The following is a 19,338-nucleotide window of genomic DNA, read 5'->3' as shown; positions in this document are numbered from 1 at the left end:
GGCTCACTCCTCCGACAGGCGGCGCAGCCGTTCGATCGCCTCGCCGAACTCGCTGACCATGTCGTACACCACGTCCCTGGCCGGCCGCACCTGGTCGAGCTGGCCCACGACCTGCCCCACGAAGTAGTTGACCAGCTCCACCGCGCCGGGCTCGCCCTTCTCCGCCGCCGCCCCGATGCGCGCCATCGCGCCCTCGGCCAGCAGCATCTGCAGCGGCATCCCCAGCGCGCCGGGGCTCTCCTGGCCGGAGTCCCACTCCTCGGTCCAGGCGGACCTGAGCTGACGGGCCGGCTTGCCCGTACGGGACCGGGACCGGACCGTGTCCAGCGACGAGGCCGCCAGGAACTTGGCCTTGACCGCCGGAGCCGTCTCCGCCTCCTCGGTCGTCAGCCACACCGAGCCGCACCACACGCCCTGCGCGCCGAGCGCCATGGCCGCCGCCATCTGCCGCCCCGACGCGATCCCGCCCGCCGCCAGCACGGGGACCGGCGCGACCGCGTCCACGACCTGGGGGACCAGCACCATCGTGGAGACCTCGCCGGTGTGCCCGCCCGCCTCGGTGCCCTGCGCCACGATGAGGTCGGCGCCCGCCGCCACCTGCCTGCGGGCGTGCTCGACCGTGCCCACCAGCGCGGCCACCGGCACGCCCGCCTCCCTGGCCCTGGAGACCATCTCGGGCGGCGGCGGCCCCAGGGCGCTGGCGATCAGCCCGATCCGGTGCTTGAGCGCCACGTCGATCAGCCCCGTCGCCCCGGCCGCCGTCACGCGCCTGCCGAACTCGTCGGCCACCGCCGTCATCGGCTGGCCGGGCGAGCTGACGCCGTACTTGTTCAGCAGGTGGATGACGAAGTCGCGGTGGCGGTCGGGGACGGCCTCCGAGAGCTGCGTGCGGCGGTCGAGCGCCGAGGGGTCGATCTTGCCGGGGACGAGCACGTCCACGCCGTACGGGCGGCCGCCCACCCGTTCGTCCAGCCAGGTCAGCTCCGTGTCGAGCTGCTCGGGTGAGTACGCGATCGCGCCCAGCACCCCGAAACCGCCCGCGTTCGTGACGGCGGCCACCACGTCGCGGCAGTGGCTGAAGGCGAACAGCGGGAACTCGATGCCCAAACGCTCACAGATGGCGGTCCGCATGGAACGACGCTAACTGTCAGAACCTTGTTCGGTCCAGAGGGTGACCTCAGGGGATGCTGTCCAGCGTGACGGGCGTGTGCCAGCCCTGCTCGGGCGTGTAGCCGCGCACCCGCCTGGCGGGCACCCCCGCCACCACGCTGTGGTCGGGGAACTCGCCGCGCACCACCGCGCCGCCCGCCACCACGCACTGGCGGCCCAGCGTGGTGCCCGGCAGGATGATCGCGCCCGTGCCCAGCCACGACCCCGAGCCGATGGAGACCGGGCTGTTGCGCGGCCACTGCCGCCCGATCGGCATGTCCGGGTCGTCGTAGACGTGGTTCTGGTCCGTGATGTACACGTACGGGCCCGTGAAGACGTCGTCGCCGATGTCGACCGACTGGTGCGCGACGATGTGCGAGCCCCGGCCGATCGAGCAGCTCGCGCCGATCCGCAGGATCGAGTCGGGGCCCAGGTCCGGGCCGGGGACCATGCCGCACGACATCGACACCCGCTCGCCGATGAGCGTGTGGTCGCCGATCTCGATCCACTGCTCGCCGAAGATCGCGCCGGGCGGGAACGCGATGCTGACCCCGGGGCCGAGCGAGCGGAATCGGTAGCCGGCCGGACTGCCTGGAGAAATCTCACCGGCGGCGCGGATCGCCCCGTAGGCACGGTGAATCAACGCGCCCAGAGCCCGCCGAACTAGTGACATAGGGACCAAAGTTACCGCTAGGTCATGCCGTTCAGGCATGTGAGGGGCGTTGTTTGATATCCTGAGAGCCCGTGGACACTTCGACCACACCTCGAGCCACGGGAGCCCCTTTGCGCAGCGCATCGCAAACCAAGCATCTGTTCGTCACCGGCGGTGTCGCCTCCAGTCTCGGCAAGGGGCTCACGGCATCCAGCCTCGGTCGCCTGCTCAAAGGGCGCGGTCTCAGGGTCACCATGCAGAAGCTCGACCCTTACCTCAATGTCGACCCCGGCACCATGAACCCTTTCCAGCACGGTGAGGTGTTCGTCACCGACGACGGCGCCGAGACCGACCTCGACGTCGGCCACTACGAACGGTTCCTCGACACCCACCTGCACGGCTCGGCCAACGTGACCACCGGGCAGGTGTACTCCAACGTCATCGCCAAGGAGCGGCGGGGCGAGTACCTCGGCGACACCGTCCAGGTCATCCCGCACATCACCAACGAGATCAAGGACCGGATCCGGGGGATGGCCGGCCCTGACGTGGACGTCGTCATCACCGAGGTCGGCGGCACCGTCGGCGACATCGAGTCGCTGCCGTTCCTGGAGGCCGTGCGCCAGATCAGGCACGAGGTCGGCCGCGACAACGTGTTCTTCCTGCACGTCTCGCTGCTGCCGTACATCGGCCCCTCAGGCGAGCTGAAGACCAAGCCGACCCAGCACAGCGTGTCCGCGCTGCGCAGCATCGGCATCCAGCCCGACGCCATCGTGCTGCGCTCCGACCGCCCCGTGCAGACGGCGATCAAGCGCAAGATCAGCCTGATGTGCGACGTCGACGAGGACGCCGTCGTCTCCGCCGTGGACGCGGCCTCCATCTACGACATCCCCAAGGTGCTGCACTCCGAGGGCCTCGACGCCTACGTCGTACGCCGCCTCGGCCTGCCCTTCCGCGACGTCGACTGGAAGGAGTGGGAGCAGCTCCTGCGCCGCGTGCACCGGCCGGCCAAGGAGGTCACGATCGCGCTCGTCGGCAAGTACATCGACCTGCCCGACGCCTACCTGTCGGTCACCGAGGCGCTGCGCGCCGGCGGGTTCGCCAACGACGCCAGGGTCAACATCCGCTGGGTCAAGAGCGACGACTGCGAGACCCCCGAGGGCGCGGGGCGCGAGCTCGACGGCGTGGACGGCGTGCTCATCCCCGGCGGCTTCGGCGTACGCGGCATCGAGGGCAAGATCGGCGCCATCCGCCACGCCCGCGAGAACAAGATCCCGCTGCTCGGCATCTGCCTCGGCATGCAGGGCATGGTCATCGAGGCCGCCAGGAACATGGCCGGCATCGAGGACGCCAACTCCGCCGAGTTCGACCCCGACACCAAGCACCCCGTCATCTCCACCATGGCCGACCAGGAGGACGTCGTCGCCGGCGAGCGCGACATGGGCGGCACCATGCGCCTGGGCAGCTACACCGCCAAGCTCGGCGAGGGCACCCTGGCCAGGCAGCTCTACGGCGGCAAGGCCAAGGCCGACGAGCGCCACCGGCACCGCTACGAGGTCAACAACGCCTACCGCGAGCAGCTCGAACAGGTCGGCCTCGTCTTCTCCGGCCTGTCGCCCGACGGCCGCCTGGTCGAGTACACCGAGCTGCCGACCGACGTGCACCCCTTCTTCATCGGCACCCAGGCGCACCCCGAGTTCCGCTCCCGGCCCACCAGGGCCAACCCGATGTTCAAGGGCCTGATCAACGCCGCCCTCGTGTACGCCGACGCCCGCGTCGGTGCGAAGGTGGGCCCATGAACGTGGAAGACACGCCCGAGGCGTGGGACGTCGTCGAATCCAGGCACCGGTTCAAGGGCCACGTGATCGAGGTCGTCACCGACACCGTCAAGATGCCCCGCGACGAGGTCGCCGACCGCGACTACGTCGTCCACCCAGGAGCCGTCGCCGTGCTCGCGCTCGACGAGCACGACCGGGTCCTGATGATCAGGCAGTACCGCCACCCCACGCGGCACCTCATGTGGGAGCTGCCCGCCGGGATCCGCGACGTGGCAGGCGAACCGCTCGTCACCACCGCCGCCCGCGAGCTCGCCGAGGAGGCCGGCTACCGCGCCGACACCTGGTACACCCTGGTAGACCTGCGCTCCTCGCCGGGCATGACCGACGAGCGCGTACGGGTGTTCCTGGCCAGGGGCCTGAGCAGGATCCCCGACGAGGAGAACGGCTTCGAACACCGGCACGAGGAAATCGACATGCCGGTCGAATGGGTCCCTCTGGCCGACGCGGTCGAGAAGGCGCTCATGGGAATGATCCACAATTCCTCGACCGTGGCCGGTATCCTCGCCGCATATGCGGCTTCGGTCGAGGGGCACCACCTGCTGCGCCCGGCCGACGCACCGGAGGCGTGACGGAAGGACCAGTTCGTGGAGGCGGTGCTCTCCAGCTACCTCGCCCATCTGGCCGTGGAGCGCGGCCTGGCCGCCAACACGCTCGCGTCCTACCGTCGTGACCTGCGCCGATACTTCGAGCATCTCCAGGCGCGCGGGCGCCTGGAGCTCGGCGAGGTGGGGGAGGCCGACGTGCTGGCCTTCCTCGCCGCGCTGCGCGAGGGCGACGGCGAGCACCCCGCCCTGGTCGCCAGCTCCGCCGCCCGCGCCGTCTCCGCCGTGCGCGGGCTGCACCGCTTCGCCCTGCGCGAAGGCGTCACGGCCCACGACCCCGCCCACGAGGTACGCCCGCCGCGCCAGCTCCGCCGGCTGCCCAAGGCCATCGGCGTGGCCGAGGTCGAACGCCTCATCGCCGCCTCAGGCCCCGACGGCGCGCCCCTCACGCTGCGCAACCGCGCCCTCCTGGAGGTCCTGTACAGCACCGGCGCCCGCATCTCCGAGGCCGTCGGGCTGGCCGTGGACGACCTGGAGGACGACCAGGTGCGCCTGCACGGCAAGGGCAACCGCACCCGCGTCGTGCCCCTCGGCCGCTACGCCCGCTCGGCGCTCGACGCCTACCTCGTACGCGCCCGGCCCGGGCTGCTCGCCCACGGGCGCGGCACCCCCGCCGTCTTCCTCAACGCCCGCGGAGGCCGCCTGACCAGGCAGGGAGCCTGGGAAGTGCTCCAAGCCGCCGCCGAACGAGCCGGACTCGACGGGATAAGCCCGCACGTACTCCGGCATTCCTTCGCAACTCACCTGATCGACGGTGGCGCGGACGTTAGGGTGGTACAGGAGTTGCTCGGCCACGCCTCTGTGACGACCACTCAGGTCTACACCCTGGTCACCGTCGACAAGCTCCGCGAGGTCTACGCCGCAGCGCATCCACGCGCCCGGCAGTGATCTATAGTCTTTTGGGACGTGCGCCGGCCCACGGCGTGCCGCCTTGCCGCGTTAAGTGGTGACGCCATAGTGTCCGTCCGGACGGTCCGGTTCGGGATCGTCAGGGAGGTTCGAGCTGGTGACTGTGACGACCAAGGGTTCGACCCCGGGGACCCCCGACAACCCCTGGGGCGACACGAAGACCAACGCGCCTTCCAACGGCGTCAATCTCGGCCCGACGCAGCGGCCCCGCCCGGTGTTCCCTGAACCGGTGCCGCCCGCGGTGCACGGCCCGGCGCGCGTGGTCGCGATGGTCAACCAGAAGGGTGGCGTAGGCAAGACCACCACCACCATCAACCTGGGCGCCGCGCTCGTCGAGTGCGGCCTCAAGGTGCTGCTCGTCGACTTCGACCCGCAGGGGGCGCTCTCCGTCGGCCTGGGCATCAACCCGCTCCAGCTCGACCTGACCGTCTACAACCTGCTCATGGAGCGCGGCGTCACCGCCGAGGAAGTGCTCCTGGAGACCGGCGTCGAAGGCCTCGACCTGCTGCCCAGCAACATCGACCTGTCCGCGGCGGAAGTGCAGCTCGTCACCGAGGTCGCCCGCGAGCAGGTGCTCGGCCGCGTCATCAAGCCGCTGCTGCCGCACTACGACGTGTGCCTCATCGACTGCCAGCCGTCACTCGGCCTGCTCACCATCAACGCCCTCACCTGCGCCCACGGCGTCATGGTGCCGCTGGAGTGCGAGTTCTTCGCGCTGCGCGGCGTCGCCCTGCTCATGGACACCATCTCCAAGGTCCAGGAGCGGCTCAACGAGGACCTCGAGATCGAAGGCCTGCTCGCCACCATGTACGACGCGCGCACCCTGCACGGCCGCGAGGTGCTGGCCCGCGTCGTCGAGGCGTTCGGCGACAAGGTGTTCCACACCGTCATCAACCGCACGGTGCGCTTCCCCGACGCGACGGTGGCCGGTGAGCCGATCACCACCTTCGACCCGTCGTCCCTCGGCGCCAACGCCTACCGTGAGCTGGCCCGCGAGGTGCTCTCGCGCTGGCCGGCGCCTGCGACAATGGCCAGGTGACCACCGAGCAGCCGTCGCCCCCGCAGGGCTTCCAGGTCCACCTGGACGTCTTCGAGGGTCCGTTCGACCTGCTCCTCGGCCTCATCGCCAAACACAAGCTCGACATCACCGAAGTCTCGCTGTCCAAGGTCACCGACGAGTTCATCGCCTACATCCGCTCCCGCGGCCCCGAATGGGACCTCGACCAGACCAGCCACTTCCTGCTGGTCGCGGCCACCCTGCTCGACCTCAAGGCGGCCCGGCTGCTGCCCAGCGGCGAGGTCGAGGACGAAGAGGACCTGGCTCTCCTGGAGGCCAGAGACCTGCTGTTCGCGCGGCTGCTGCAGTACAAGGCCTACAAAGAGGTGGCCAAGGTCTTCGCCGGGCGGATGGCGGAGGAGGCGCTGCGCTTCCCCCGTACCGCGCCGCTGGAGGAGCAGTTCGCCAACCTGCTGCCCGAGCTCATCCTCGGCATCGGCCCCGAACAACTCGCCCGCATCGCCGCCAAGGCCTTCACCCCCAAGCTGCCGCCCACCGTCAACCTGGGGCACGTCTACCAGCCGCTCGCCAGCGTCAAGGAGCAGGCGGCCATCCTCGTCATGCACCTGCGGCGGCTCCGGCGGGCCACCTTCCGCGCGCTCGTGGCCGACTGCGACGGCACCTTCGAGGTCATCGCCCGGTTCCTGGCCGTGCTGGAGCTCTTCCGGGAGTCGGCGGTGACGTTCGAGCAGGTCGAGCCGCTGGGCGATCTGCACGTGACGTGGACGGGCACCGACGAGGGCGACGTGTCGGTGGGGGACGACTACGAGGAATCCGCGGAGAGACCTGCCGATGAATGACGACAACCCGCTGCCCAACCCGCGCCGCTCGCCCGACTCCGGGCCGCCGCTGCCCGCCTGGATGACGCTGCCGGGGTCGATGGCGCAGGCGGGGGCGCCTGAGGTGGAGGACGACCCGGTTTCGGCCGAGCTGAGCGAGCCTGACACCGACCCGGTTCCGGACGAGCTGAGCGCGCCCGACGCCGACCCGGTTTCGGTCGAGCGGGACGCGTCTGACGCCGACCCGGTTTCGGCCGAGCTGAGCGCGCCTAACATCGACCCGGGTCCTGCCGAGCCGAGCAAGCGCGACGCCGACCCAATTCGGGCCGAGCCCGCCGAGGCTGCGGCCGACCTCGGGGAGCCTGACGCCGAGCCGGTGGAGCTTCAGGAAGCCGCCGCTGACCGGGCTGACGTGCCGGTGTGGGACGCCGGACCGGCGGATGGCGGTGTGGCGGTGGAGGCCGTTGAGGTTGATGTGACCTTGGCCGGTGGGCCCGACGCGTCACCCGGGCTCGACGAGGCACCGGCAACCGGCGCAGGGCCGACCCTGGAGGCGGCGCTGGAGGCTATCCTGCTGGTGGTGGACGAGCCCGTCGCCGAGGTGACCCTCGCCCAGGTGCTGGAACGGCCCACCCACGAGGTGAGCGCCGCCCTGCGCTCGCTGGCAGCGGAATACACCGCGGCCGGTCGGGGTTTTGACTTGAGAGAAGTCGCGGGTGGCTGGCGTTTCTACACGCGAGCCGACTGCGCGCAACTGGTCGAGCGGTTCGTCCGCGACGGCCAGCAGACGCGGCTGACCCAGGCCGCGCTGGAGACACTCGCGGTCGTGGCCTACCGGCAGCCGGTGAGCCGTGCCCGCGTCGCCGCGGTGCGCGGCGTCAACAGCGACGGCGTCATGCGGACGCTCGTCGCCAGGGGGCTGGTCGAGGAGGCCGGCACCGACCCGGAGAGCCAGGCAGTGCTCTACCGGACAAGCTCATACTTCCTTGAACGTCTGGGGCTGAGGGACCTGAGCGAGCTTCCCGAGCTCGCGCCCTTCCTCCCCGACGACCTGGAGAATCTCGAGGAGACGACAAAGTGATCAACAGGCGTAGCACCCCGTCCGGTGATGGACGCGGTCGTGGACGTACCGGCGGCTCGGGCCGTGGCGGGCGTCCCGCCTTCCGCTCCGACGACACCCGTGGCGACTCCCGCGGCGGTGGCCGCGGCGGGTTCCGCCGCGACGACGACTTCCGAAGCACCGGCGGCCCGCGCCGCGACGGCGGCTTCCGCGACGACTCCCGCCGCGACGGTGGTTCCCGCGACGACTCCCGCCGTGATGGTGGCTTCCGCGACGACTCCCGTCGTGACGGCTTCCGTGACCGGCCCTCGCGCGACTCCCTCCGCGCCGACCGGGGCGGCGTCCGCGCCCGGTACGGAGGCAGGCGGGACGGCGAGAACGAGGGCCGTCCGGCCCGCGACTTCGGCGGTCGCGGCGACCGCACCGGCCGCGACGAGCGCCCGGGTGGCGCCGGCCGCTTCGGCCGTGACGAGCGTTCCGGCCGTGACGACCGCTCGGGCGGCGCTGGCCGCTACGAGCGCTCCGGCGGCGCGGGCAGCTCCGGCCGCGATGGGCGTTCAGGTCGTGACGACCGGTTCGGGGGCCGGAGTGACCGCTTCGGCGACCGTGACAGCCGTTACGGGCGTGACGAGCGCCCCGCCCGTGGTGGGGACCGCGGCGCCTACCGCACAGAGGCCGGTGACCGCCGCCCCGACGCAGGCCGTGACTTCCGCCGTGACACGGGCCGCGACGACCGCCGTGACTTCCGCCGCGAGGCAGGTCGTGACGACCGCCGTGACTACGGCCGTGACGCCGTCCGCGACGACCGCCGCGACGCGGGCCGTGACGACCGCCGTAGCTACGGCCGTGACGCGGGCCGTGACGACCGCCGTAGCTACGGCCGCGACGCGGGCCGTGACGCCGTCCGCGACGGTCGCCCGGATGACCGCCACGACGGGCGTCCCGACGCCCGCCGTGACGACCGGCGTGACGACCGGCGGGGTGACCGTGGCGACGTCAGGACCGGTGGTTTCCGGGCCGGACGGAGCGGCCGCCGCGAGGACGTCGCCCCCAGGCCGACGAGCTCGTCCCGCTCCCGTTACGGCAGGCGCGACGACGCCGACGACCGGCAGCCCGGAAGGGGTGCCGACCGCCGCGCGCCGCGCCGCGACGACGTCCAGACCATCGGGGGCGGCGCCAGGCGCCCGTCCTACAACAGCCCGCAGCACAACCGGGTGAAGGCCGCCCGCCAGCCGCTGCGCGACCGCGACCTCTTCCCCGAGGGCTACACCGACGAGCGCGACACCACCGAGGTGCCGGGCGGCGTCCGCCTGCAGAAGGTGCTCGCCCAGGCGGGCGTGGCCAGCCGCAGGGCGTGCGAGGAGATGATCGGCGACGGCCGGGTGACGGTGAACGGCCAGGTGGTGCGGAGGTTCGGCGCCAAGGTCGATCCCGCCACCCAGATTATCCACGTGGACGGCAAGCGCATCCCGACCGCGCCCGACCTCGTCTACTACGCGATCAACAAGCCCATCGGCGTCGTGTCCACGATGGACGACCCGCAGGGCCGTCCGTGCCTGGCCGACTATGTCGAGGAGCTGGCGCCGCGGCTGTTCCACGTGGGCCGGCTCGACACCGAGACGGAGGGCCTGCTGCTGCTCACGAACGACGGCGAGCTGGCCAACCGGCTGACGCACCCCAGCTACGGGGTGCAGAAGAAGTACTGGGCCAAGGTGCCGGGGCCGATCCCGCGCGACCTGGGCCGCAGGCTCAAGCAGGGCATCGAGCTGGAGGACGGCCTCGCCAGGGCGGACGCGTTCTCGATCGTGCAGGAGCACGGCCAGCAGGCGCTGGTCGAGGTGGTGCTGCACGAGGGCCGCAAGCACGTCGTGCGGCGGATGCTGGAGGAGGCCGGTCACCGTGTGATCGACCTGGCCAGGATCGAGTTCGGGCCGGTCAAGCTGGGCAGGACCAAGCCTGGCACCGTCAGGGCGTTGACCTTGAAGGAAGTCGGCGAGCTGTACGCGGCCGTGAAGCTGTAATCTGGCCGGACGAAGGAGCCCGTGCGAAAACCTCCGCACGGGCTCTCCGGTTATGGAAGGGGACGAACCACATGGTGCGGGCGATCCGTGGGGCGATCCAGGTGGACGCCAACGACCGCGACTCGGTCATCTCCGGCACGGCCGAGCTGGTCAGCGCGATCATGGAGCGCAACCGGCTGTCCCCGGACGACGTGATCAGCGTGTTGTTCACGGCCACGCCCGACCTGACGGCCGAGTTCCCCGCGCTCGCCGCGCGTAAGCTGGGCTTTCACGAGGTGCCGCTGATCTGCTGCACCGAGATCGACGTGCCAGGCGCGCTGCCCCGCGTCGTACGTCTGATGGCCCATGTGGAGTCCGACCGGCCGCGTTCGGAGATCCAGCACGTCTATCTGCGCGGCGCGGTGGCATTGAGACAGGACATCGCCCAGTAGCCGGCACCGTGCTCTTTCCGTCAAGCGGATGGCAAGCCCGCCGCGCGACACTACTAGCCCGTACGGCCCGATAAATCAGGACATCGAGATGGAACTTCGTACCGTGCTCGTCGTCGGCACCGGTCTCATCGGCACCTCAGCGGCGCTGGCGCTGCGCAAGCGCGGCGTCCGGGTGCTGCTCGCCGACCGCGAACCGGGAGCCGTACGGCTGGCACGCGAGCTCGGCGCGGGCGAGGAGTGGCACCCGATGAAGGCCACGCCCGCTGCGGGAGAGGCCGCAGGGCAGGCGACGGTGCAGCCGTCCGAGCGGGTGGACCTGGCGATCATCGCGGTGCCCCCGGCCCACGTGGCGACCGAGCTGCTGGAGCTGCAGCGCATCGACGCCGCCCGCTTCTACACCGACGTCGCCAGCGTCAAGGCCGAGCCCATCCACCGGGCCGCGCAGCTCGGCTGCGACCTGGGCACCTACGTCGCCTCCCACCCGCTGGCCGGCCGCGAGAAGTCGGGCCCGGGAGCGGCCAGGGACGACCTGTTCCTCGGCCGGCCCTGGGCGCTGTGCCCGACGGATGAGGCCGACCCCGAGGCGAAGGCGGCGGTGCTGCGGCTGATCGAGCTGTGCGGCGCCAACGCCGTCGAGGTGAGCGCCGTCGACCACGACCGCGCCGTCGCCGTGGTCTCGCACGCGCCGCACGTGGCCGCCTCCGCCGTGGCCGCCCGCCTGGCCGACGCCACGGACGTCGCGCTCGGGCTGGCCGGGCAGGGCGTGCGCGACGTCACCCGGATCGCGGGCAGCGACCCCGGGCTGTGGCTGGGCATCCTGTCGGGCAACGCGTCCCCGGTCGCCGAGGTGCTGGAGGCCGTGGCCAACGACCTGGCCGACGCGGCCAGCGCGCTGCGGGCCCTGGCCGAGGGCGACGGCACCGCCACCAACGAGATCACCCAGTTGCTCAAGCGCGGCGTGGTCGGCCACGACCGCATCCCCGGCAAGCACGGCGGCCCCGCCTCGTCCTATGCCGTCGTCCAGGTCGTGATCGGCGACCGTCCCGGGCAGCTCGCCCGGCTGTTCCAGGCGTGCGACGAGGTCGGCGTCAACGTCGAGGACGTGCGCCTGGAGCACGCCCCCGGCCTGCCGCTGGGCATCGCCGAGCTGTCGGTGGAGCCCGACGCGGCCGGCGCGCTCACTGAGGCCCTGCACGAGCGCGGCTGGCAGGTTCCCTAGAGGTTTTTCCGCGCCCGATGTCACATCCGCGCCTCCTGGATTCGTCTGCAAGCACGAATCGAGGAGGCGACGAACATGACGGACATCCTGGTACTCGGCGGAGGCTACACCGGCGTCACCGCGGCCATCAGGGCCGCGCGCCTGACCCGGAAGACGGGCGGGCGCGTCACGCTGGTGAACGCCTCCCCGCGGTTCACCGAGCGGCTGCGCCTGCACCAGACGGCGGCGGGCGAGCGGCTGAAGGACCACGCGCTCACGGACGTGCTGGCGGGCAGCGGGGTGGAGCTGGTGCTGGGACGGGTGACCGCGATCGACCCCGAACGGCGGCAGGTGCGCCTCGACGGTGCTCCCGGTCATGACCTGCTGGGCTACGACAAGCTGGTCTACGCCCTCGGCACCGTCACCGACGCGACTGTCCCCGGCGTGGCCGAGCACGCGCACGTCTTCGACGACCACACCTCCGGCGTCCGGCTGGCGCGTCACCTGGACACCCTCACCCACGGCACGATCGTCGTCGCAGGCGGCGGCCTCACGGGCGTCGAGGCGGCCACCGAGCTGGCCGAGGCCCGCCCGCACCTGCACGTCGTCCTGCTGACCAGGGGACGGCCTGGGTCGATGATGGGCACGGCCGCCCGCGCGTACCTGGACAGGGCGCTGGAGCGGCTCGGCGTCGAGGTGCGCGCGGGCGCGGACATCACCAAGGTGCTGCCCGGCGGCGTCGAGCTGGGCGACGGCGAGCTGATCTACTCCGACGCGACCCTCTGGACGACCGGCACCACGGGCCTGCCCTTGGCCGCCCAGGCGGGGCTGACGGTGGACGCGCGCGGCCGGATCGTGGTGGACCAGGCGCTGCGCTCGGTCTCCCACCCCGACGTGTACGCGATCGGCGACGCAGCGGCGGTCAGCCAGAAGTTCGGCGTCCTGCACGGCACCTGCCAGGGCGGCATCCCCATGGCCCTGGCCGGGGCGGATTCGCTGGCGGCCACGCTGCGCGGCAGAACCCCCGCGCCGTTCAGGTTCGGCTACATGCATCAGCCCGTGAGCCTCGGCAGGAAGGACGCCGTCATCCAGTTCACCCGCCCCGACGACACCCCCCGCCGCTGGTACCTGAAGGGCCGGGCGGCCATCGCCTACAAGGAGACGGTCAGCAGCAGCCCGATCACCCTGTTCAAGCTGCTCAAGCACGACCTTGTGCCGGTCAGGGCCTTCGCGCTCACCGCCGGGCTCTCATGAGCGGGACGCGCGGAGGGCGGGGCCGTGATCGGCCCCGCCCTCCGCACCCCCACGGCTCAGCGCCTGGTCACCGCCTCGCTGACGGCGTTCGGGCCGTCGTACTGGCGGTCCGGCATGTTCTGCAGGGCCTGGACGATGTCGTCGCCCGCGTCATGGTCGCGGGCGGCCTGGACCAGATCCTCCTTGGAGGCGGGATAGTCCACGCCCTTCAGGTGTTTCTGCAGGTCGATCGGGTTCGGTGCGGTGCTCATACCCGCCTGCTGCCCCCCGTTCACGAGACGTAACGGCGGGCTCGCGAGTTCTCCTGGGAGGCCTCCAGGCTCGCCAGCCTGGCCTCCACGCGTGGCGGCACGCGCCGCCGCTCGGCCAGCACCCACGGCAGCCCGCGCAGGGCGTCCAGGGCCGCCAGCGCCGAGATGCGGTCGCGCGGCACCGTCCTGGCCAGATGCGCGGTACGGCGCAGCGCCGCCCGCACGGGCCGCCGCAGCCACGTGAACCAGAGCGTGTTGCGCAGCCCCACCCGCCGCCTGGCGTGCGAGTCCCGCTGCGTGGAGGCCTGGTGGTGGACGGTCAGCTCCTCCAGGTAGCACAGCTCCCAGCCCGCCGTGGCCAGGTCCACGGCCAGCAGCTCCTCCTCGCCGCCCAGCCACAGCCGCCGCGAGAAGCCGCCGCACTCCAGGAACGCCTCCCGCCGCAGCACCGACGCGCCCGCCAGGAAGCTGCCCAGCGCCGGGCCGGGCAGCCAGTCAGGTCCCGGTACGGGGGAGTCGCGCAGCTCGGCCACGATCGGGTCGTCGCGCCCGCCCGGCTCGGCCAGGATGCGGGCCGTCACCACGGCCAGGCGGGGATGGGCGTCCAGCGCGTCGGCGGCCCTGGCCAGCGAGCCGGGGGCCCACCAGGTGTCGTCGTCGGCGAAGGCCACGTACGGGGTGCGCAGGCGTTCCACGCCCACGTTGCGGCCCACGGCGCCGAGGTTCTTGCCGAGGGCTACCACGTCCACCTCGGGATAAGCACGCGTCACGGCCTCGGCGGTGCCGTCGGTGGAGCCGTTGTCCACCAGGACCACCTGGGGGCGTTCCGGGAGGGCGAGCAGGCGGCCCAGCGCGGTGAGCGCCTCCTCGCGCCGGTTCCAGGTGATCACCACAGCGCCCACACGCGGATCAGCCATCGGCCCGCTCCAGCGTGCGCCGGGCCCGTTCCACCGAGGTCGGCAGTTCGCGCCGTTCGGCCAGCGCCCGGGGCAGCCTGCGTACCGCCGTGCGCAGCCCCTCGCGCCCCGCCGAGCCGCCGCGCAGTGCCTGGAGCGTGCGGCGGGCCACCACGCGCCACGGGCGGCGCAGGACGGCGGTGAGCACGGCGTTGCGGGCGGCCAGCACCTGCCGGCCGCGCGGGTCGCGGGCGGGTGAGGGGTGGTGGTGGGCGACCACGTCGTCCACGTACGCCAGCCCCCACCCCTTGGCGGCCAGGTCCACGGCCAGCCGCTCCTCCTCGCCGAAGAAGAAGATCACGTCGTCGAACCCTCCCGCGTCGAGAAAGGCCTCCTTGCGCACCACCACCCCGCACGCCAGGAACCCCAGCACGCTCGGCCCCGGCAGGTCGGGCTCGACGCCGAGCGGGGAGTCGCGCATCTGCTCCGACACGGTGTCCAGCCGCTCTTCGGGCCCCACCAGCACGCGCGCGCCCACGACGGCTAGGCGCGGGTGGGCGTCCAGGATGTCGGCGGCCCGTTCCAGCGCGCCGGGCGCCCACCAGGAGTCGTCGTCGGCGAAGGCCACGTAGGCGGTCTCGGCCATCTGGACGCCGATGTTGCGGGCGGGGGCGCCCAGGTTCCGGCCGGCCTCGACCACGTGGACGTCGGGGAAGTGGCGGCGGACGAAGGTGACGGTGCCGTCGGTGGAGCCGTTGTCGACGAGGATCACCGGGCGCGGATGCAGGGGAAGCGTGCGGGTCAGTGACCGCAGCCGGTCCTTGCTCGCCACGACGACCGTGACGCGGGCTCCATGCTTCACACGGTGTCACTAACCGGAGCGGACGGCCTTACTCCTCCGCGGATCCGTTGACGGGCGCGGGGGCGGGGCGTATGAAGGGGGTAACAGTGTTACCGACAAGAAACGGCGTTACCGAGCATGACGGTTTCCGTGTACCGGCAGGCCCAGCGTGAGGGGCAGAGCGTCGTCAGGGCGGCCATCCTGGACGCGGCCAAGCGGCTGCTCGTCACCGAGGGGCCGGCGGCGCTCACCGTGCGGCGGATCTCGGGCGAGGTGGGCTGCTCGACCAAGGTCATCTACACGCTCTTCGGCGGGAAGGACGGGCTGGGCGAGGCGCTCTGGCTGGAGGGGTTCGCGCGGTTCGAGCGGTGGATGCTGGCGGTGCCGCCGCACGACGATCCGTTCGAGCGGCTGCACAGGGGGCTCATGGCCTACCGGGAGTACGCGCTGAGCGAGCCCGACTACTACCGGGTCATGTTCCAGGGCGCGCTGCCGGGGTTGTGCCCGCGTCCCGAGGCGATGGAGGCGGCCAAGCGCACGTTCGGGCTGCTGGTGCACGGGGTGGCGGACTGCCTGGACGCCGGGCTGCTGCGCGGGGCCGAGGCGCGGGAGATCGCCGACGTGTTGTGGATGGCCGTCCACGGTGCCGTGAGTCTGGAAATTTCGGGGTTTTTCGATCGGGACACGGCCGAGCAGCGTTACCGGCTCCTGTGCACCTCGGTGCTCACGCCGTTCCTGGACCGCGACGAGGGAAGGGACATGTCATGACGACTCCGTTCAAGGATGGTTTCGCCCCGGTCAACGAGGAGATCACCGCCTTCGACCTCGACGTCACCGGCCGCATCCCGGCCGAGCTCAACGGCCGCTACCTGCGCAACGGCCCCAACCCGCTCAGTCTCGACGACCCCAGCGCGGGCCACCTGTTCTTCGGCGAGGGCATGGTGCACGGCGTGCGGCTGCGCGACGGCCGCGCCGAGTGGTACCGCAACCGGTGGGTGCGCAACGCCCGCCTCGCCGAGCGGCTCGGCGAGGAGGCCAGGCCGGGGCCCGTGCACGCCGGGCTCGACTTCGCGGCCAACACCCACGTCATCGGGCTGGGCGGGCGCACGTTCGCCACCGTGGAGGCGGGGGCGCTGCCGTACGAGCTGGGGTACGAGCTCGACACCATCGGCGCGTGCGACTTCGACGGCGGCCTGCCGGGCGGGTTCGCCGCACACACCCACCTCGACCCGGTCACCGGCGAGCTGCACGCGCTGGCGTACTTCTTCGGCTGGGACCACCACCAGCACCTCGTGCTCGACCCCAAGGGCGTCGTCCAGCGCGTCACGGACATCCCGGTCGCCGACAAGCCGATGGTGCACGACTTCGCGATCACCGAACGGTTCGTGGTGATCTACGACCTGCCGGTCACGTTCAGCATGGCCCACGCCGAGCGGGGCGACCGCCTGCCGTACGCGTGGAACGACGACCACCCCGCGCGCATCGGGCTCATGTCGCGCGAGACCGGCGACCTGCGGTGGGTGGACGCGCCGCCGTGCTGGGTCTTCCACACGCTCAACGCCTACGACGACGGCGACGAGGTGGTCGTGGACGTGGTCACCTATCCCAAGGGGTTCGTGGACGCGCGGCTCGACCTGGGCGGCCGGCCCGCGCTGGACCGGTGGCGGATCAACCTCGCCACCGGCCGGGTCGGGCAGGCGCGGCTGGACGACCGCGCCCAGGAGTTCCCGCGCATGGACGAGCGGCGCACCGGCCGTCCCTACCGCTACGGCTACACCTCCGCCACCCGCGAGCTGATCGACGTGGTGGGCGGCGAGCTGGAGGACCTGCCGGACGGCGCGTTCGACAACACGCTCATCAAGCACGACCTGCGGCGCGGCACCCAGGAGGCGCGGCAGCTCGGGCGCGGCGCGTACGTGGGCGAGCCCGTCTTCGTCGGCGCGGGCGAGGCCGAGGACGACGGTTACGTGATGACGTTCGTCAACAACCCGGCCAGGGGAGCCGCCGACCTGGTCATCCTGTCCGCGCAGGACTTCACCGGCGAGCCGGTCGCCACCGTGCACCTGCCCGCGCGGGTGCCGCTCGGCTTCCACGGGAGCTGGCTCGCCGACTGACGGCACCCGCGACCATGCCTGAGGAACGCCCCGGAGACGGTAGCCTCTTCAAGTTGGACCCAACACGTGAAGAGGGAGAGGCCGTGACCGGTCTGGTCGTCGCCATGGACGGACCTTCTGGGTCGGGCAAGTCGAGCGTGTCGCGCGGCGCCGCCCGCGCGCTCGGCCTGCGTTACCTCGACACCGGGGCGATGTACCGCGCGATGACCTGGTGGATGCTTCAGCAGGGCGTCGAGCTGACCGACCCGGCCGCCGTCGCGGCCCGCTGCGGCGAGCCCGCCATCGTCTCCGGCACCGACCCTGACGGCCCGACGATCCACGTCGACGGCGTGGACGTCGCGGAGCCGATCAGGCAGGCCGAGGTCACCGGCGCGGTCTCGGCCGTCGCCGCCGTGCCCGAGGTGCGCGCACGGCTCGTCGCGCTGCAGCGGGAGATCATCGGCGCCGGTGACATCGTGGTCGAAGGCCGCGACATCGGCTCCGTCGTCTGGCCCCAGGCCGCCGCCAAGATCTACCTGACGGCCAGCCCCGAGGCCCGCGCCCGCCGGCGCAGCGCCGAGGTCGCCGGCTCCACGGTGGAGGCGCAGCAGGAGGCCATGGCCAGGCGTGACACCCTGGACTCAACACGTAAGACGGACCCGCTCTCGATGGCGGCTGGCGCCATCGAGCTCGACACCACCACGCTGACCTTGGACGAGGTCGTCGCGGAGGTGCTGAGACTGGTCGTGGAGCGGAGGAGCTCGGGAGGAGAGAGCGAGGGACGAGCCAACGAGTCCCGAAGCGGCCGCGACCATATCCGCGAGCGCACCTGACTTTCAGGTGCGGTACTCACATTAAGGACGAGACATCGTGTCAACGGGGGATTGGGTCGAGGCCGACCTCGACGAGCTGGAGATCGACGAGCAGGAGCACCACAGCACGCCGCTGCCGGTCGTCGCGATCGTAGGGCGGCCGAACGTCGGCAAGTCCACGCTGGTCAACCGCATCATCGGCCGCCGCGAGGCGGTCGTCGAGGACGTGCCGGGCGTCACCCGAGACCGCGTCACCTACGACGCCAACTGGCGGGGCCGCCGCTTCACCGTGGTCGACACCGGCGGCTGGGACCCTGACGCCACCGGCATGAACCTGCGCATCGCCGAGCAGGCCCAGGTCGCGGTCGAGCTGGCCGACGTGATCGTGTTCGTCGTGGACGCCACCGTGGGCGCCACCGACGCCGACGAGATCGTGGGCTCCGTGCTGCGGCAGTCCGGCAAGCCGGTCATCCTGGCCGCCAACAAGGTCGACAACCAGCAGCTCGAGCTGGAGGCCGCCGCGCTGTGGGCGCTCGGCCTCGGCGAGCCGTACCCCGTCTCGGCCCTGCACGGCCGCTCCAGCGGCGACCTGCTCGACGTCATGCTCGACGCGCTGCCCGAGACGCCCGAGGTGACGTTCGGCGCCGAGCGCGGGCCCGCCCGCGTCGCGCTGCTCGGCAAGCCCAACGTCGGCAAGTCCTCCCTGCTGAACAAGCTGGCGGGGGAGGAGCGGGTGCTGGTCGACCCGATGGCGGGCACCACCCGCGACCCCGTCGACGAGCTGATCGAGCTCGGCGGGCGCACCTGGCGCTTCATCGACACCGCCGGCATCCGGCGGCGCGACCGCGAGCTGCAGGGCGCCGACTTCTACGCCGCCATGCGCACCCGCGCCGCGCTGGAGCGCACCGAGGTGGCGATCGTGCTGATCGACGCCAGCGAGCCCCTCACCGAGCAGGACCTGCGCATCATCGGCCTGGTCATCGAGTCCGGGCGGGCCATGGTGGTGGCCTTCAACAAGTGGGACCTGGTCGACGAGGACCGGCGCTACTACCTGGAGAAGGAGATCGACCGGCAGCTCGTCCGCACCCCGTGGGCGCTGCGGGTCAACATCTCCGCCAAGACCGGCAGGCACGTCGACCGGCTCGTCCCGGCCCTGGAGAAGGCGCTCGACTCCTGGTCCACGCGGGTGCCGACGGCGCGGCTCAACGCGTTCCTCACCGAGCTGATCCAGCAGACGCCGCCGCCCGTGCGGGGCGGCAAGCAGCCGAAGATCCTCTTCGCCACGCAGGCGTCCGTCGAGCCGCCCAAGTTCGTGCTCTTCACATCCGGCTGGCTGGAGGACACCTACCGGCGCTTCATCGAGCGGCGCATCCGCGAGGAGTTCGGCTTCGCCGGCTCGCCGATCGAGGTCACGATGAAGATCCGGGAAAAGCGCGCGAAGAAGGACAAGTGACTGGGGTACGATTCAGCGCAACACGCTGACGGAGACGAGTAACCA

General features: G+C 71.8%; 19 protein-coding genes. 14 read left to right on the top strand and 5 right to left on the bottom strand.

The window, feature by feature from the left end; all coding sequences use genetic code 11:
- Positions 1-3: 3 nt before the first annotated feature.
- Both ABD331_RS12115 and ABD331_RS12110 read right to left on the bottom strand, forming a co-directional pair.
- Positions 4-1,131, bottom strand: a complete 1,128-nt coding sequence (locus ABD331_RS12115; RefSeq protein ID WP_344473752.1) for an NAD(P)H-dependent flavin oxidoreductase — start codon at positions 1,129-1,131, stop codon at positions 4-6.
- Between the two features lie 46 nt (positions 1,132-1,177).
- Complete coding sequence (locus ABD331_RS12110) at positions 1,178-1,822, bottom strand: acyltransferase (RefSeq protein WP_344473750.1); 645 nt, start codon at positions 1,820-1,822, stop codon at positions 1,178-1,180.
- A gap of 110 nt (positions 1,823-1,932) precedes the next feature.
- Between ABD331_RS12110 and pyrG the strand changes: the two genes are divergently transcribed.
- From pyrG to ABD331_RS12060, 10 genes are all read left to right on the top strand, one after another.
- Complete coding sequence (pyrG, locus tag ABD331_RS12105; RefSeq protein ID WP_344473748.1) at positions 1,933-3,597, top strand: CTP synthase; 1,665 nt, start codon at positions 1,933-1,935, stop codon at positions 3,595-3,597.
- Entirely contained in the window at positions 3,594-4,205 is a 612-nt protein-coding gene (locus tag ABD331_RS12100) for an NUDIX domain-containing protein (RefSeq protein WP_344473746.1), read from the top strand. The genes pyrG and ABD331_RS12100 overlap by 4 nt, the downstream gene beginning before the upstream one ends.
- Positions 4,206-4,220: 15 nt before the next feature.
- A complete protein-coding gene (locus tag ABD331_RS12095; RefSeq protein ID WP_344473744.1) occupies positions 4,221-5,126 on the top strand; it encodes a site-specific tyrosine recombinase XerD in 906 nt (301 codons plus the stop codon).
- A 124-nt stretch (positions 5,127-5,250) separates the two neighbouring features.
- Positions 5,251-6,186: a ParA family protein gene (locus ABD331_RS12090; protein ID WP_425565994.1), complete on the top strand. Its 936-nt coding sequence runs from the start codon at positions 5,251-5,253 to the stop codon at positions 6,184-6,186.
- Positions 6,183-7,004, top strand: a complete 822-nt coding sequence (locus tag ABD331_RS12085; protein WP_344473740.1) for a segregation and condensation protein A — start codon at positions 6,183-6,185, stop codon at positions 7,002-7,004. Before ABD331_RS12090 ends, ABD331_RS12085 begins: the two co-directional genes overlap by 4 nt.
- A gap of 460 nt (positions 7,005-7,464) precedes the next feature.
- The gene (gene scpB / locus ABD331_RS12080) at positions 7,465-8,064 is read left to right on the top strand and encodes an SMC-Scp complex subunit ScpB (protein ID WP_425565993.1); all 600 of its coding nucleotides are present in this window, start codon (positions 7,465-7,467) and stop codon (positions 8,062-8,064) included.
- Positions 8,061-10,064: a pseudouridine synthase gene (locus tag ABD331_RS12075; protein ID WP_344473738.1), complete on the top strand. Its 2,004-nt coding sequence runs from the start codon at positions 8,061-8,063 to the stop codon at positions 10,062-10,064. The genes scpB and ABD331_RS12075 overlap by 4 nt, the downstream gene beginning before the upstream one ends.
- A gap of 71 nt (positions 10,065-10,135) precedes the next feature.
- Positions 10,136-10,495, top strand: a complete 360-nt coding sequence (gene aroH / locus ABD331_RS12070; RefSeq protein WP_344473736.1) for a chorismate mutase — start codon at positions 10,136-10,138, stop codon at positions 10,493-10,495.
- Between the two features lie 88 nt (positions 10,496-10,583).
- The gene (locus tag ABD331_RS12065) at positions 10,584-11,714 is read left to right on the top strand and encodes a prephenate dehydrogenase (RefSeq protein WP_344473733.1); all 1,131 of its coding nucleotides are present in this window, start codon (positions 10,584-10,586) and stop codon (positions 11,712-11,714) included.
- Positions 11,715-11,789: 75 nt separating this feature from the next.
- The gene (locus tag ABD331_RS12060) at positions 11,790-12,947 is read left to right on the top strand and encodes an NAD(P)/FAD-dependent oxidoreductase (RefSeq protein WP_344473730.1); all 1,158 of its coding nucleotides are present in this window, start codon (positions 11,790-11,792) and stop codon (positions 12,945-12,947) included.
- A gap of 56 nt (positions 12,948-13,003) precedes the next feature.
- Here ABD331_RS12060 and ABD331_RS12055 read toward each other — a convergent pair whose 3' ends face one another.
- From ABD331_RS12055 to ABD331_RS12045, 3 genes are read right to left on the bottom strand one after another with little or no spacing between them, the layout of a single operon-like run.
- A complete protein-coding gene (locus tag ABD331_RS12055; RefSeq protein WP_344473727.1) occupies positions 13,004-13,198 on the bottom strand; it encodes a DUF2795 domain-containing protein in 195 nt (64 codons plus the stop codon).
- A gap of 20 nt (positions 13,199-13,218) precedes the next feature.
- The gene (locus ABD331_RS12050; RefSeq protein ID WP_344473724.1) at positions 13,219-14,115 is read right to left on the bottom strand and encodes a glycosyltransferase family 2 protein; all 897 of its coding nucleotides are present in this window, start codon (positions 14,113-14,115) and stop codon (positions 13,219-13,221) included.
- The gene (locus ABD331_RS12045; protein ID WP_344473723.1) at positions 14,108-14,956 is read right to left on the bottom strand and encodes a glycosyltransferase family 2 protein; all 849 of its coding nucleotides are present in this window, start codon (positions 14,954-14,956) and stop codon (positions 14,108-14,110) included. Before ABD331_RS12045 ends, ABD331_RS12050 begins: the two co-directional genes overlap by 8 nt.
- 117 nt (positions 14,957-15,073) lie before the next feature.
- Between ABD331_RS12045 and ABD331_RS12040 the strand changes: the two genes are divergently transcribed.
- The 4 genes from ABD331_RS12040 (at position 15,074) to der (ending at position 19,293) form a co-directional block, all read left to right on the top strand.
- Positions 15,074-15,703, top strand: a complete 630-nt coding sequence (locus ABD331_RS12040) for a TetR/AcrR family transcriptional regulator (RefSeq protein ID WP_344473722.1) — start codon at positions 15,074-15,076, stop codon at positions 15,701-15,703.
- On the top strand, positions 15,700-17,049 hold the full coding sequence (locus ABD331_RS12035) for a carotenoid oxygenase family protein (RefSeq protein WP_344473720.1): 1,350 nt from the start codon (positions 15,700-15,702) through the stop codon (positions 17,047-17,049). Before ABD331_RS12040 ends, ABD331_RS12035 begins: the two co-directional genes overlap by 4 nt.
- A gap of 83 nt (positions 17,050-17,132) precedes the next feature.
- Complete coding sequence (gene cmk / locus ABD331_RS12030) at positions 17,133-17,861, top strand: (d)CMP kinase (protein ID WP_344473718.1); 729 nt, start codon at positions 17,133-17,135, stop codon at positions 17,859-17,861.
- Between the two features lie 37 nt (positions 17,862-17,898).
- Entirely contained in the window at positions 17,899-19,293 is a 1,395-nt protein-coding gene (gene der / locus ABD331_RS12025) for a ribosome biogenesis GTPase Der (protein WP_148441602.1), read from the top strand.
- Positions 19,294-19,338: the final 45 nt, after the last annotated feature.

The sequence above is a fragment of the Nonomuraea monospora genome (assembly GCF_039531895.1).
GTDB lineage: Bacteria > Actinomycetota > Actinomycetes > Streptosporangiales > Streptosporangiaceae > Nonomuraea > Nonomuraea monospora.
This window is presented reverse-complemented; position numbering and strand designations above follow the sequence as displayed.

What these genes read in the sequence shown, in the direction of transcription:
- ABD331_RS12100 (WP_344473746.1), top strand. Translation starts at nt 3,594, where the DNA reads ATGAACGTGGAAGACACGCCCGAGGCGTGGGACGTCGTCGAATCCAGG.
- ABD331_RS12050 (WP_344473724.1), bottom strand. Translation starts at nt 14,115, where the DNA reads ATGGCTGATCCGCGTGTGGGCGCTGTGGTGATCACCTGGAACCGGCGC.
- ABD331_RS12040 (WP_344473722.1), top strand. Translation starts at nt 15,074, where the DNA reads ATGACGGTTTCCGTGTACCGGCAGGCCCAGCGTGAGGGGCAGAGCGTC.
- ABD331_RS12115 (WP_344473752.1), bottom strand. Translation starts at nt 1,131, where the DNA reads ATGCGGACCGCCATCTGTGAGCGTTTGGGCATCGAGTTCCCGCTGTTC.
- ABD331_RS12110 (WP_344473750.1), bottom strand. Translation starts at nt 1,822, where the DNA reads ATGTCACTAGTTCGGCGGGCTCTGGGCGCGTTGATTCACCGTGCCTAC.
- ABD331_RS12060 (WP_344473730.1), top strand. Translation starts at nt 11,790, where the DNA reads ATGACGGACATCCTGGTACTCGGCGGAGGCTACACCGGCGTCACCGCG.
- ABD331_RS12055 (WP_344473727.1), bottom strand. Translation starts at nt 13,198, where the DNA reads ATGAGCACCGCACCGAACCCGATCGACCTGCAGAAACACCTGAAGGGC.
- ABD331_RS12035 (WP_344473720.1), top strand. Translation starts at nt 15,700, where the DNA reads ATGACGACTCCGTTCAAGGATGGTTTCGCCCCGGTCAACGAGGAGATC.
- aroH (WP_344473736.1), top strand. Translation starts at nt 10,136, where the DNA reads ATGGTGCGGGCGATCCGTGGGGCGATCCAGGTGGACGCCAACGACCGC.
- ABD331_RS12065 (WP_344473733.1), top strand. Translation starts at nt 10,584, where the DNA reads ATGGAACTTCGTACCGTGCTCGTCGTCGGCACCGGTCTCATCGGCACC.